The 14207-nt window shown below is 64.0% G+C and carries 12 protein-coding genes; 8 read left to right on the top strand and 4 right to left on the bottom strand.

The genetic code is table 11. The annotated features are described in order from the left end of the window. Positions 1–73: 73 nt before the first annotated feature. Positions 74–826: a hypothetical protein gene (locus tag ACODSO_RS28405; RefSeq protein WP_489039971.1), complete on the bottom strand. Its 753-nt coding sequence runs from the start codon at positions 824–826 to the stop codon at positions 74–76. Beyond that, positions 823–1734 carry a hypothetical protein gene (locus ACODSO_RS28400; RefSeq protein WP_489039975.1) on the bottom strand — a complete coding sequence of 304 codons (912 nt, stop codon included), beginning with the start codon at positions 1732–1734 and terminating at the stop codon, positions 823–825. The genes ACODSO_RS28405 and ACODSO_RS28400 overlap by 4 nt, the downstream gene beginning before the upstream one ends. A 125-nt stretch (positions 1735–1859) precedes the next feature. On the opposite strand from ACODSO_RS28400, the gene lspA reads away from it, so the two are divergent. The 4 genes from lspA (at position 1860) to dnaE (ending at position 7856) form a co-directional block, all read left to right on the top strand. After that, positions 1860–2540 carry a signal peptidase II gene (lspA, locus tag ACODSO_RS28395; RefSeq protein WP_489039969.1) on the top strand — a complete coding sequence of 227 codons (681 nt, stop codon included), beginning with the start codon at positions 1860–1862 and terminating at the stop codon, positions 2538–2540. Then, on the top strand, positions 2537–3463 hold the full coding sequence (locus ACODSO_RS28390) for an RluA family pseudouridine synthase (RefSeq protein ID WP_489039967.1): 927 nt from the start codon (positions 2537–2539) through the stop codon (positions 3461–3463). Before lspA ends, ACODSO_RS28390 begins: the two co-directional genes overlap by 4 nt. Continuing rightward, the gene (locus tag ACODSO_RS28385) at positions 3460–4125 is read left to right on the top strand and encodes a hypothetical protein (protein WP_489039965.1); all 666 of its coding nucleotides are present in this window, start codon (positions 3460–3462) and stop codon (positions 4123–4125) included. The genes ACODSO_RS28390 and ACODSO_RS28385 overlap by 4 nt, the downstream gene beginning before the upstream one ends. A gap of 194 nt (positions 4126–4319) precedes the next feature. Next, the gene (dnaE, locus tag ACODSO_RS28380) at positions 4320–7856 is read left to right on the top strand and encodes a DNA polymerase III subunit alpha (protein ID WP_489039963.1); all 3537 of its coding nucleotides are present in this window, start codon (positions 4320–4322) and stop codon (positions 7854–7856) included. Positions 7857–7975: 119 nt separating this feature from the next. On the opposite strand, the gene ACODSO_RS28375 is transcribed toward dnaE, so the two are convergent. Continuing rightward, positions 7976–8221: a hypothetical protein gene (locus tag ACODSO_RS28375; RefSeq protein WP_489039962.1), complete on the bottom strand. Its 246-nt coding sequence runs from the start codon at positions 8219–8221 to the stop codon at positions 7976–7978. Between the two features lie 145 nt (positions 8222–8366). On the opposite strand from ACODSO_RS28375, the gene ACODSO_RS28370 reads away from it, so the two are divergent. The 3 genes from ACODSO_RS28370 to ilvA are packed head-to-tail and all read left to right on the top strand — an operon-like array spanning position 8367 to position 11993. After that, complete coding sequence (locus tag ACODSO_RS28370) at positions 8367–8801, top strand: nitroreductase family deazaflavin-dependent oxidoreductase (protein WP_068381295.1); 435 nt, start codon at positions 8367–8369, stop codon at positions 8799–8801. Positions 8802–8815: 14 nt separating this feature from the next. Further along, the gene (locus ACODSO_RS28365) at positions 8816–10591 is read left to right on the top strand and encodes a pyruvate dehydrogenase (protein WP_489039960.1); all 1776 of its coding nucleotides are present in this window, start codon (positions 8816–8818) and stop codon (positions 10589–10591) included. 43 nt (positions 10592–10634) lie between these two features. Next, positions 10635–11993 carry a threonine ammonia-lyase IlvA gene (gene ilvA / locus ACODSO_RS28360; protein WP_489039958.1) on the top strand — a complete coding sequence of 453 codons (1359 nt, stop codon included), beginning with the start codon at positions 10635–10637 and terminating at the stop codon, positions 11991–11993. Here ilvA and ACODSO_RS28355 read toward each other — a convergent pair. After that, complete coding sequence (locus ACODSO_RS28355; protein WP_489039957.1) at positions 11981–12517, bottom strand: TetR/AcrR family transcriptional regulator; 537 nt, start codon at positions 12515–12517, stop codon at positions 11981–11983. The two genes, ilvA and ACODSO_RS28355, sit on opposite strands and share 13 nt — an antisense overlap. A gap of 119 nt (positions 12518–12636) precedes the next feature. Here ACODSO_RS28355 and ACODSO_RS28350 point away from each other — a divergent pair, with 119 nt between their 5' ends. Beyond that, positions 12637–14169, top strand: a complete 1533-nt coding sequence (locus ACODSO_RS28350) for an MFS transporter (protein ID WP_489039973.1) — start codon at positions 12637–12639, stop codon at positions 14167–14169. Positions 14170–14207 lie beyond the last annotated feature (38 nt).

Below are 14207 nucleotides of genomic sequence, written 5' to 3'. Positions count from 1 at the left end.
CCCCCCCCCCCCCCCCCCCCCCCCCCCCCCCCCCCCCCCCCCCCCCCCCCCCCCCACCGGTGCGTTCGGGGCACTAGACGCCCGCGTCGATCCCTCTGATCCTGTCCGCCGCGGTCTTGGCGAGAGCGGTGAACGAGGCTGGATCCACGCCCTCTTGGCTGGTCACCACCAGTTGTACGACAGTGTGGTCGACCACGGCTACGACAGCGTCCGCTACCAACGTGTAGCCCTCGCTCGTCGTCTCCAGTCGCACCGAAGTGGACGCATCGCCGATCGTTTCCTGCTCGCGGGCGCCGAGCCGGTACTTCACGCCGACACCGTCGGCGTCCGTGCCCGTGTACTCGGTGCACTGGGCGAAGGCGTTCTGAACCTCATCGAAGGCCGCGGCGGCGCCGCTGTCGGCATAGCTGGCCGCATCTTCGTCGATGGAGGAGAACTCGGGTCCCGAGTACCGAACCTCGGCGTCGGCCGACGCACCGGGAGACTGCTGCGCGACCGTAGCGAGCACGTCGGCGCACGGCTGAGGATCGGTCCCGGAACGATCCTGTGCGTCGTAGTCGGGAGCCGGATCGAGTCCTAGATCGCGGACTGGATCCGGGATGACGGCGAAACCGTCGGGCATATCCGCGACGAGCAGCATCCTGGCGCTCAGAACGGTCGAGTCGGTGATGGGGGAGCCGTTGAGCGGTTGCGGTGCGACTACCCGAGGTTCCAGATCGGAAAGCGGGGCCTCGTCGCTGGTGTCCTCGGCGGCGCCGCAGGCAGTGAGAACCGTGACAGCGACGGTCGACAGCGTCGCCGTCCAGATCGTGTGTCGGCGCTTCACGGCGTCGTCCATCGAAGGGTGTCGCTGATGTCTTGACGGAGCACTGTGGTGCCCTCAGGATCGCTGTACTGCTGGTTGCCGCCGACAGTGACCTCACCGGAGACGGGCAGCGGTTTACTCAGATCGATCTCGAGCGTTCCGGTGCCGGTCATGGTGTACGAGTCGATGGCCAACTGACCCGCGTCGTCCGGGAGCTCCAGCGTCGTCGACTCGGGCGTCTGCTCGATTCGAAGGTCGATGGTCAGGCGATCCCCGTTTCGCTCCCGCAGTGTCGCGGTAGTCCGCTGGTTGAGCGTGAGGCCACTGATGACCTGCTGATCTGCAGTCCAGACTGCGCCGACACCCACATCGCCCTCTGGAAACGAGATGGAGCGATACACGGCTTGATTGAGGGCTTGTTCGATGGCCGCGCGCGCGGAGTCCTGCGCGGCCTCGGCGGGCGCGATCGAGAGCGCTGTCACCGCGCCGGTGTCGGTGACCGTCAACCCGGCTTCCGACCCGTCGGCCGCTGCCAGTGCCTCGGTGAGTCGTTGGTCGGCGGATGTCGCACTACCTATTCGCAGGTCTACCGTGCGGTCCGAATCGGATTCGGGCGACTGCGCCGTGAGCGGGACCGTCAATTCCGGTGTGGAGAAGTCCTGAACCGACTGATCGTCGATCTGCTGGGTGACGGTCGAGCGGGTGGTCAGTAGAACCGACTGCTCGCCGGACAGTTCTTGCGTCAGCCGGCTTCGTGGCTCTGCTCCCGCCTCGACGACGGCAACGGTCACCGGGGTGACGGGGAGCGCCACTCCCGACGTCGTCGACGACGCGGCCGTGTCGGACGGTGCATCGTCGTCGGAGGCTCCACAACCGGCCAGAAGCGCGGTCACGGCGACCGCGGCGGCAAGAGCGCGAAGGCGTCGCATCGGGGTTTCGGAAGTCAAGATCACGGGACCAGGCTACGGATGCTCGACGACACCGCACGCAGGCGTGCGGTGTCGTCGCAGATGCGGGTGACAGGCGCAGGGCTTCGATGCGACATGATAGGGGTGTGAGTGACGACCGCCCGACCGATTCGCCCAGTCCAGATTCCAGCCCGGATACCGGTCCCGAAAGGCCGGAGACCGCTGCAGATGCGTCCGCCGCTGTGCCTGGACCGGCTTCGGAGGTCGGCTCGGTCTCGCCCGCCTCAGGGGATCAGGCTCGGCGACCGCTGCGCACTCGGATGCTGATTGTGATCGCGTTTTTCATTCTCGCCTTCGACCTCGTCACCAAGATCGCGGTTGTGCACTTCATTGCGCCGGGTAGGCCGGTCGAGATCATCGGCGATGTAGTCACCCTGAGGCTAGTACGCAATCCGGGTGCCGCATTCTCGATGGCAACGGGCATGACGTGGCTCCTGACCATCGTCGCGATTTGTGTCGTCATCGCCGTGATTCGAATCGGCCGGACTCTACGTTCGCCGTGGTGGGCGATCGGACTCGGACTCGTTCTCGGCGGCGCTCTGGGAAATCTGATCGACCGCTTCTTCCGCTCTCCCGGGCCGTTGCAGGGTCATGTAGTGGACTTCGTGTCCGTCGGATGGTGGCCGGTGTTCAACGTCGCCGATTCGTCCATTGTGTGCGGCGCGATCCTGCTGGTTGCAGTGAGTCTGCTCGGCTTCGAACCCAACGGAGAACGGGTGTCGTCGAAGAAAGACGTCGCCAATTCCGGTGTGGCGGAACAAAAGTGAGAGAGTCGCGCTCGATGCCGGTTCCCGACGGCCTGGACGGTATGCGGGTGGATGCGGGTGTGTCCAGACTGCTCGGCCTGTCGCGCACCGTCGTGGCGACGCTGGCGGAAGAAGGCTCGGTTGCGGTGAACGGCGCAGCAGTCGGCAAGTCGGACCGATTGTCGGCCGGGTCGTGGATCGAAGTGGTTCTTCCCGAGCCTGCCCGTGAACTCACTGTCGAAGCAGTTCCCGTAGACGGCATGGAGATTCTGTACGCCGACGACGACATCGTTGCCGTCGACAAACCCGTCGGTGTCGCGGCCCATGCCAGTGTCGGGTGGACGGGGCCGACGGTCATCGGTGGTCTTGCCGCAGCCGGCTTCCGCATCTCGACGTCGGGAGCGCACGAGCGTCAGGGAATCGTGCACCGTCTCGACGTCGGGACGTCGGGAGTGATGGTCGTCGCGACCTCGGAACGGGCGTACACGGTGCTCAAGCGCGCGTTCAAGCAGCGGACCATCGAGAAGCGGTATCACGCACTCGTACAGGGGCATCCGGATCCGAGCAGCGGCACCATCGATGCGCCGATCGGGAGACACGGCAGCAACGACTGGAAGTTTGCCGTCCGGGCCGACGGCAAAGAGAGTGTGACGCACTACGACACGATCGAGGCTTTCCAAGCCGCCAGCCTCCTCGACGTCCATCTCGAAACCGGGCGCACCCACCAGATCAGGGTTCACTTCTCCGCCCTGCGACACCCGTGCTGCGGCGACTTGACCTACGGTGCCGACCCACGCCTTGCCGAACGCCTCGGCCTCGAACGCCAATGGCTGCACGCCAAGTCGCTGGCATTTGCCCACCCGTCGGATGGTCGCTGGGTGGAGATCGAGAGTAAGTACCCGGCCGATCTCGAACATGCACTCGAGGTGCTGCGCTCGGCATGAGATGGGTGCGGGGAGTTGCCGAGGCATGCGTGCTCGTCGTGGTGACTCTTGTCCTGTTCGCGGTCGTCGGTGTCATGAACCCGCTGCCGCGGCCGGGAGTGAACACCGACCGACTCGGACCGGACAACGGTGAGACTGTCGCGGACTACACCTCGCGCTCCGCGCAGAGCGTGCAGGATGCGGCAGCCGACGAAGACCTTCATTGGGCGCTCGTCTCGTTTGCGGCCGCGACCTCTCCCTCGACGGCCTACGAATCCGCAGGCGGCACACGTATTGCGCAGGTACTGATCCGCGTTCCGATGGACCGGGTCCAGACCCCGTCCATCGCGGTAGGGGTGCCCGGCACCGAGCAGTCGGTGCTGGCGTCCGAGGACACCGCAGCGTCCGGGCTGCACGGCTCGACCGGCCAGTGGGATCGCCAATCGCAGATCGACGCGGCGTCGTTGCCTCGGCTGGCTGCCGGGTGCGACTGCGTGGTGGGTCTGGTGGTGCACGCGACCGGGATCTCGTTGCAGTCGATCCAAGCGACGTCCGGTGTGCGCGCAGTCGAGTCGCTACCGTCCGATGCTGTTGCCGGACGTTTCGCGGTCCGGGCGTTTCTACCGGACTACGTCGACGTCGTGGGCGCGCTACCCGACGATGGACCTATTCCGCCGCCGTGAGGTGTGCATCCATTCTCGGTCGTGGCGCCCCCATAGGTCTCTTCCGTCACACCTGTCACGACGCGCCCAGGTGCGACACGCAGGTACACGTGACACACCGTGAGTGCGGAAATATCTGTCGGTTCCAGCGCCTAGAGTGAGGTGCACTTTGCGTCTCGACATATCGACCCGCTCGACCTTCAGGAGACAACTTCGTGGCTGACTCGTTCGTTCATCTGCACAACCACACCGAGTACTCGATGCTCGACGGGGCCGCCAAGATCGCGCCTATGTTCGCAGAGGCTGCGCGTCTCGAGATGACGGCAGTCGGAATGACCGACCACGGCAACATGTACGGCGCCAGCGAGTTCTACAACGAGGCCAAGAAGGCCGGAATCAAACCGATCATCGGTATCGAGGCGTACATCGCTCCCGAGTCGCGATTCAACAAGAAGCGTGTGCTGTGGGGCGATCGCAGCCAGAAGTCGGACGATGTCTCCGGTAGCGGCGCGTACACGCACATGACGATGGTCGCCGAGAACGCGACGGGCGTACGGAATCTCTTCAAATTGTCGTCACTGGCCTCGATCGAGGGTCAGCTGGGCAAGTGGGCGCGCATGGACGAGGAGATCATCGCGACGCACGCCGAAGGGATCATCGCGACCACCGGGTGCCCGTCGGGGGAAGTACAGACGCGGCTGCGTCTCGGTCAGGATCGAGAGGCACTCGAGGCGGCAGCCAAGTGGCAGGAGATCTGGGGCCCGGAGAACTTCTTCCTCGAGCTGATGGATCACGGTCTGTCCATCGAGCGGCGCGTGCGCGAAGGACTGATCGATATCGGCAAGAAGCTGTCGATCCCGCCTCTCGCCACGAACGACTGTCACTACGTCACCAAGGATGCAGCGGAAAACCACGAAGCGCTGCTCTGTATCCAGACCGGCAAGACCCTGAGCGATCCGACGCGATTCAAATTCGACGGCGACGGCTATTACCTCAAGTCCGCAGCAGAGATGCGGGCGCTGTGGGATGACGAGGTGCCCGGTGCGTGCGACAGCACGCTGCTGATCGCCGAGCGTGTCCAGCCGTACGACGACGTGTGGGCGCACCGCGATCGCATGCCCATCTTCCCTGTCCCGGAAGGTGATACCCAGGGATCATTCCTGACCAAAGAGGTGGACCGCGGCCTCGAGTGGCGGTTCCCTGACGGAGTCCCGCAGGAATACCGCGATCGCGCCAAGTACGAGATCTCCGTCATTCTCGAGATGGGCTTCCCGGCGTACTTCCTCGTCGTCGGTGACCTCATCGCGTACGCACGTTCTGTCGGTATCCGCGTCGGACCAGGTCGTGGATCGGCAGCAGGCTCGCTCGTCGCGTACGCGATGGGCATCACCAACATCGACCCACTGCCGCACGGTCTGCTGTTCGAGCGATTCCTCAACCCCGAGCGCGTGTCCATGCCCGATATCGATATCGACTTCGACGATCGTCGTCGTGGCGAAATGGTGCGCTATGCCACCGAGAAGTGGGGCAGTGACCGCGTCGCGCAGGTCATCACGTTCGGAACCATCAAGACCAAGGCCGCCATCAAGGACTCTGCGCGCGTGCAGTTCGGCCAGCCGGGATTCGCGATCGCCGACCAGATCACCAAGGCGCTTCCACCGCCCATCATGGCCAAGGACATCTCGGTGGCAGGCATCACCGATCCGGCGCACGAGCGGTACAAGGAAGCGACCGAGGTCCGAGCGCTCATCGACTCGAATCCCGATGTCGCCACAATCTACAAGACCGCCCGCGGGCTGGAAGGGCTGATTCGAAACGCCGGCGTTCACGCCTGCGCGGTCATCATGTCCTCGGAGCCGCTGACCGACGCCATTCCGGTGTGGAAGCGAGCGCAGGACGGCGCGATCATCACCGGCTGGGACTACCCGTCGTGCGAGGCCATCGGTCTGCTCAAGATGGACTTCCTCGGGCTGCGGAACCTCACCGTCATCGGTGATGCCATCGACAACATCAAGAGCAATCGCGGGGTCGACGTCGACCTCGACACACTCAGCCTCGACGACCCCGCGACGTACGAATTGTTGGCTCGCGGAGACACACTCGGTGTGTTCCAGTTGGACGGTAGCGCCATGCGAGATCTTCTCCGCAGGATGCAGCCGACAGGGTTCGAGGACATCGTCGCCGTCCTGGCGTTGTACCGACCCGGCCCGATGGGCATGAACGCGCACAACGACTATGCCGACCGCAAGAACGGTCGCCAAGAAGTGAAGCCGATTCACCCGGAGCTCGAGGAACCGCTCGCCGAAATCCTCAAGGACACCTACGGCCTGATCGTGTATCAGGAGCAGATCATGCAGATCGCGCAGAAGGTCGCCGGGTATTCGCTCGGCCAGGCCGATCTGCTGCGACGCGCCATGGGTAAGAAGAAGCTCTCGGTGCTGGAAGAGGCATACGCAGGGTTCCGGCAGGGAATGCTGGACAACGGCTTCTCCGAAGCAGCCATCAAGGCGTTGTGGGATACCGTCCTGCCGTTCGCGGGCTACGCGTTCAACAAGTCGCATGCGGCCGGATACGGGCTCGTGTCGTACTGGACCGGATACCTCAAGGCGAACTATCCCGGCGAATACATGGCCGGTCTGCTCACCAGCGTCGGCGACGACAAGGACAAGTCGGCCATCTACCTCGCCGACTGCCGCAAGCTCGGAATCACCGTCCTTCCACCCGATGTCAACGAGTCCGAGCTCAACTTCGCTTCCGTCGGCAAAGACATCCGCTTCGGTCTCGGAGCCGTCCGCAACGTCGGTACCAACGTCGTGGCGTCGATCATCCGCGCTCGGGAAGAGAAGTCCAAGTACACCGACTTCTCCGATTACCTGAACAAGATCGATGCGACCGCATGCAGCAAGAAGGTCACCGAATCGCTGATCAAGTCGGGAGCGTTCGACTCACTCGAACATCCTCGCAAGGGCTTGATGCTCATTCACGCCGACGCGATCGACGCGGTGATGGGAACGAAGAAGGCCGAAGCCATCGGCCAGTTCGACCTCTTCGGAGGTGAGGACGCGGACGAGTCCATTTCCGCCGTGTTCAACGTCCGTGTGCCCGACGAGGAATGGGAATCGAAGCATCGCCTGGCGCTCGAGCGCGAAATGCTGGGCCTGTACGTGTCCGGTCACCCGCTACTCGGTGTCGAGCACATGCTCGCCGCTCAGTCGGATACGAACATCCCGGCGATTCTCGAAGGGGACGTCAAGGACGGTACGCAGGTGACCATCGGCGGCATCCTCGCCTCGGTCAACCGTCGGATCAACAAGAGTGGACTGACGTGGGCCTCCGCCCAGTTGGAAGACCTCGTGGGCGGTATCGAGGTGCTGTTCTTCCCGCAGTCGTACTCGGTGTTCGGCGCAGACGTCACCGAGGACTCGGTGGTGCTCGTCAAGGGCAGGGTGTCGGTACGAGACGATCGCATCTCGCTCATCGCCAACGACCTTGCTGTCCCTGATCTTTCGGCCGTGGGCGTCGCGAAGCCCCTTGCAGTCAGCCTCCCGACACGTCAATGCACGGCCGACAAGGTCGGTGCGCTCAAAAAGATCCTGATGAGCCACCCCGGCACCTCCGACGTTCACCTTCGACTGGTCAGTGGTGACAAGGTCACGGCGATGAAGCTCGACGACAGCTTGCGGGTAACCCCGACGTCGGCGTTGATGGGTGACCTGAAAGCTCTGCTCGGGCCGGGATGCCTCACCGGGTGAGTCGTTCGCTCACCGTGGGTGTCGGTTTGCGCAGGTTGCAGCGCAGGCGCGTGTTGCAACGTGCGCGTGGGCTGGAAGGTGCGCGTTGGGCCCGTCAGGTGACCGAATGAGTCGTTCGCTCAATGTGAGTGTCGGGCCGCGCGCCGCTCGACGATAAGCAACGTCCACCAGGCGACCACCGTCGAGGCGGCACTGGCGAGGACAGCCACCTGCAGCGATGTGGTGAGCGCGAGTGCGCCGAGGAAGACGACGGCGCCAAGGACGAGTGCTTCGATCTTGTACACCGGCCAGTCGGTACCTGCGATGTCGACGGTGCTCGTGCTGGCGCGTCGACGCGTCGATGCGCTGAGTATCGCGTGGGTCACAAGAGTTCACTCCGTTCGGCATTGCTGCGTTCCCACGTCAGGGTATACGCACGAGAAGATTCGGTCCACCGAACTTCCGGGATTCGGCTGACCTGGATGCTGGGGTCGGTGGCGTTGTGCGGGTGTCGGGTGTTGACTGGATGTCATGCCATTGACCGGAGAATACGAACCGAGCACATCGGACTGGGCCCGCGAACAAGCCGAACTTCTCGAAGGTTCCGGGGGTACCGAGGGAACCAGCCTCAACGGAATGCCAGTCATCTTACTGACGACGAAGGGCAACAAGTCCGGCAAACTTCGGAAGACACCGCTGATGCGCGTCGAACACGACGGTGAGTATGCAGTCGTCGCGTCGCTGGGCGGTGCCCCGAAGCATCCTGTGTGGTACTTCAACATCAAAGCTGAGCCACACGTCGAGTTGCAGGACGGCACCGAGAAGGCCGACTACGTCGCCCGCGAGGTGACCGGCGACGAGAAGGCACTCTGGTGGGAGCGCGCAGTCGAGGCATACCCCGATTACGCCGAATATCAGAAGAAGACCGATCGAGAAATTCCTGTGTTCGTATTGACCAAATCCTGAGGGAGACCAGCAAGTTGAGAAACGAGACCGTCGCCGACCAAATCGTCACGCAACTGATCGAGGCGGGTGTCGAGCGAATCTACGGAATAGTCGGGGACAGTCTCAATCCGATCGTCGACGCGGTCCGCCGAAGTGGGGGAGCGAAGGCCGGCGGGCTCGACTGGATACACGTTCGCCACGAGGAAGCGGCCGCATTCGCAGCGGCTGCGGAGGCTCAGCTGACGGGCAAGCTCGCAGTGTGTGCTGGGTCGTGTGGACCGGGCAACCTGCACCTCATCAACGGCTTGTACGACGCCAATCGCTCGGGTGCGCCCGTGTTGGCTATCGCGTCACACATCCCGAGCGCGCAGATCGGTTCGAGTTTCTTCCAAGAAACTCATCCGGACCGCTTGTTCGTCGAGTGTTCGGTCTACGCGGAGCTGATCAGCACGCCCGAACAGTCTCCACGGGTGGTGCATTCGGCTCTGCAACATGCTATCGGCAAGTCCGGGGTCGCTGTGGTGACACTGCCCGGTGACATCGCCGACGAGCCGATCGGCCGGTCGGCTCCGGCGTTCGTCCGGACCGCGACACCTTCGCTGGTGCCCGCGGCGGAGGACGTCGAGACGCTGGCGGCAGCAGTGAACGCGGCCGGGACCGTAGCAATCTTTGCGGGCGCGGGTGTTCGCGACGCGCGTCCGGAACTGCTGGAATTCGCCGAGAAGGTGGGCGCGCCGATCGGACATTCACTCCGCGGCAAGGAGTTCGTGCAGTACGACAATCCGTTCGACATCGGCATGACCGGGTTGCTCGGCTACGGCGCAGCCCACGACGGAATTCACGACGCCGATCTTCTCCTGCTGATCGGGACCGACTTTCCGTACGACCAGTTCCTCCCCGACGATGTCCGCACGGCACAGATCGACAGCGCAGCCGAGAAGCTGGGGCGCCGAACGAGTCTCGATCTCGCGGTCCACGGTGACTCGAAGAGCACGTTGGCTGCCCTGCTGCCGTTGGTGGAGCGAAAGACCGACCGGAAGTTCCTGGAGCGGACTCTCGATCGGCACGACAAGCTCATGACGAAGGTGGTCGGTGCGTACACCAAGCCGGTCAAGCAGCGTACGCCCATCCACCCCGAGTACGCGGCGTCCATTCTCGACGATCTCGCCGCCGAGGATGCGATCTTCACCGCCGACACCGGCATGTGCAACGTGTGGACAGCGCGCTATCTCAACCCCAACGGACAACGACGATTCATCGCTTCGGCCCTGCACGGCTCGATGGCCAACGCGCTGCCCCATGCAATCGGCGCGCAGGTGGCATTCCCGTCGCGGCAGGTGGTCTCCATGTCCGGCGACGGTGGGCTGTCGATGCTGCTGGGCGAATTGGTGACGGTAGCGATGTATCGATTGCCGGTGAAGATCGTCGTGTTCAACAATTCGACGCTCGGGATGGTGAAGCTCGAGATGTTGGTCGACGGTATTCCCGACTTCGGCGTAGACGTCCCCGCCACCGATTATGCGGCCGTGGCGGCAGCGCTGGGCATCTTCTCGCGGAGGATAGAACAGCCAGGAGATCTGGAATCCGGGATTCGTGCCGCACTCGATCATGACGGTCCGGCGCTGGTGGACATCGTCACCGATCCCAATGCTCTGTCGTTGCCGCCCAGCATCACCGGTGAGCAAGTGAAGGGATTCGCTCTTGCCATGTCGCGGATGGTGATGAACGGCGGCGTCGGGGAAGCGGTCCAGATGGCGAAGTCGAATCTGCGGAACGTGCCGCTTCCTTCGCAGTTTTCGCCTCGTGGCTAGTCCCGGTTAGGAGCCGAATCGGCGCTGGTGGCAGCATGGACGGGTGTCCAACTCGTCTGACGTCGTGTCCAGCAGTCGATCGTTCGCAGTGTCTGCGGACGACATCGATGTGGCTGCTCGTCGAATTTCGGACGTCGTCGCGGCAACGCCGCTGCAGTTCTGCGAGCGCCTGTCCGCTGCCACCGGCGCGAATGTCTACCTCAAACGTGAAGATCTCCAGATCGTTCGCTCGTACAAGATCCGCGGTGCATACAACCTGATGGCGCAGCTGACGCCTGAGGAGTTGGCTGCCGGCGTCGTCACGGCGAGCGCAGGAAACCACGCGCAGGGCGTCGCGTTCGCGTGCCGTTCGATGCAGGTACGCGGGCGAATCTACGTGCCGGTCAACACTCCTAAGCAGAAGCGAGACCGGATCCGCGTGCATGGCGGCCCGTTCGTCGAGCTCATCGTCGTCGGGGAGACCTTCGACGACGCGGCCGCGGCTGCAGCGCAGGACGCCGCTCGCACCGGTGCGACGATGGTCCCGCCGTTCGACGACGAGCGGACGGTGGCGGGTCAGGGAACTATCGCTGCCGAGATCGTCGAGCAACTGGGTGCGGCGCCGGACACCGTGGTCATGCCGGTCGGCGGCGGCGGATGCATCGCGGGGATCTCGACCTATCTGCGGGAGCGTTCACCCGCCACTGCTCTGGTCGGAGTCGAACCGTCGGGTGCAGCTTCGATGACTGCGGCGTTGATGGCGGGCGGACCGGTGACGCTGTCCGATATCGATCCCTTCGTCGACGGTGCCGCCGTACGCCGGATCGGCGATGTTCCGTACGAAGCTCTACGGCTGCTCGGCGCTGAAGTGGTGTCGCACGCGTCGCTACCGCTGGTGGCAGTGCCGACGTTCCCCGCACGCAGCGACGCGTTCGGACCGTTCGTGATGACGCAGGTCGACGAGGGTGCGATCTGCACGGCGATGCTGGAGCTGTACCAGAACGAAGGTGTGATCGCCGAGCCTGCGGGCGCGCTGAGTGTCGCTGCGCTGAAGCAGATCTCGGTCACACCGGGAAGCACCGTGGTGTGCTTGATCTCGGGCGGCAACAACGATGTGTCCCGCTACGGGGAGATTCTCGAGCGATCACTGGTCCACCTCGGGCTCAAGCACTACTTCCTGGTCGACTTTCCGCAGGAACCCGGAGCGTTACGAAAATTCCTCGATGAGGTTCTCGGTCCGGACGACGACATCACACTGTTCGAGTACGTCAAACGCAACAATCGGGAGACCGGTGCGGCGCTCGTCGGAATCGAACTCGGGGTTGCAACGGGATTGAGCGCGTTGCTCGAACGCATGCGTGCGTCCCATCTCGGGGTCGAACAACTGGAACCGGGTTCGCCGGCCTACCGCTACTTGACGTGATCTGGTCCGAGTAACCGCTCGACGACTCGTTGGTGCAGGTCCGGGTCGACGGGCGGCAGATCCAGCAACGCCCCGAGGTAGATGCCGTCTCCGACGAGTCGGACGATTTCGGCGGTCACCGGATCGCTGATCTCGGCACGTAGTCCTTCGTCCCACAAGCGCATGACCTCGGTGACGGCCTGGTGAATCTCCCCGGGATTGCCGTCGACGCTGCGCAGTACCGCGAGCGTGGACCGGTACAGCGCTGTCTCCTTGTCGGAGATGGACGCAGGGGGCTGTAGATACCACTGGGCGACGGAGGTGCCGCCCTCGCCGGCCAGGGCGCGCTGCTCGTCGGAGCGTTCGCCGAGGCGTCGCACCATCGCGGCGATCATCGCGTCCTTGGTGTTGAAGTGGTACAGCAAACCGCCCTTGGATACTCCGGCTCTTGCTGCGACGTTCTCGAGCGTCACTTTCGTCAGGCCCTGGTCGAGCAGCATCTCCTCCAGGGCGTCGAGGATTCGGTCTCGGGTGTCGGATGACATGCTGCTCACCCTACCTAAATCGCTTTACCGGCTGGACGGTTCACTGTACTCTGTGTGCTGTACCGGCTGGACGGTTCAGCAGTCGGGGGAGTCATGAGGAGAAGAAGCACGTGAGTGAGTTGCACAGCACGCAGCCACAGTCCGCACGAACACAGTCAGCACAAGTGCAGGGGGCGGCGACGCTCAGGGATTGGCTCGGCCTCGTCGTCCTTGCGTTCGCGGTACTGCTGATCGCTGTAGACGGGACTGTGCTGGACCTGGCGCTCCCGTTCATCAGCTCGGATCTGGCACCGACCAGCAACCAGTTGCTCTGGATCATCGACGTGTACTCGTTCGTGCTCGCCGGCCTGCTCATCACAATGGGCACCCTCGGCGACCGCGTCGGCCGACGCAAGCTACTTCTCATCGGCGCAGCCGGATTCGGTATCGCCTCCGTCCTGGCTGCATTCTCGACGAGCCCGGAGATGCTGATCGCGGCCCGCGTGCTGCAGGGCGTATCGGGTGCAACCTTGATGCCGGCAACGCTCGGACTGATCAGAACGATCTTCACCGACCCCCGGCAACGGGTCATGGCGATCGGACTCTGGGGTGCAATGGCAGGCGGCGGAGCGGCCGCGGGCCCGCTCGTCGGCGGCTGGCTGCTCGAGCACTTTTGGTGGGGATCGGTGTTCCTGATCAACATTCCGGTCATGCTTGCGCTGATCGCAATCGGTCCGCTGGTGATTCCCGAATCGAAGGACCCGAACCCCGGCAAATTCGATCTGATCAGTTCCGGTCTGTCGATGCTCGCCCTGGTGCCGCTGGTCTACGCAGTGAAGGAAACAGCGGCACATGGCATCAGTGTGGCGAACAGTGCCGCTGCAGTCGTAGGAATCGTCGCGGGCATCGCGTTCGTGCGGCGGCAGAAGCGGCTGACCGATCCGATGATCGACCTCCGGTTGTTCGCGAACCCGTCGTTCTCGACTGCGGTGTTCACCAACTTCCTGTCGGTGTTCGCCTTGGCGGGGGTGCTGTTCTTCGGTGCCCAGTACTTGCAGCTGGTCCTCGGCAACAGCCCGCTCGAGGCGGGCCTGCTCTTGCTGCCCGGTACGGCGTCGAGCATCGTGACCTCGCTGGTGGCTGCCTACCTGATCCGAATCTGGTCCACGGGAACGGTGCTGGGGGCAGGACTCGCGGCGGCGGCCGTCGGTGCAGCGTTGTTGTTCGGGCTTCGGGTGGACAGCGGACCGACGCTGTTCATTCTTGGATTCGTTCTCGTCGGCGCGGGCGCAGGTATCGCGTTGACACTGACCTCGAATCTGGTGGTCGACGCCGTCGAACCCGAACGAGCAGGAGCGGCGTCGGCAGTGTCCGAGACGGCCTACGAACTGGGCATCGCGTTGGGTGTCGCCGTCCTGGGCACCGTGGTGATGTCGTTCTTCCGGCGTGGTCTCGATGTGTCGAACTTAGGTGGCGAGCAGGCGGATTCGGCGCAGGAAACGCTCGGCGGCGCCATCGCGCTCGCACGCACGTTGCCGGACAATCTTGGGGATGCGCTGGCGAACTCTGCGCACGTGGCATTCGTCGATGGCATGCACGCAGCATCGATCGCGACGGCCGTCGTCATGGCGATCACCGCGATCGTGGTACTGGTACGGCTCCGCCGCTCGTAATCGAAGACAGGCAGCGGGGGGGGGGGGGGGGGGGGGGG

The sequence above is a fragment of the Rhodococcus sp. FG69 genome, assembly GCF_057808915.1.
The sequence above is the reverse complement of the archived record's forward strand: the minus strand, read 5'-3'. Positions and strand labels throughout refer to the sequence as shown.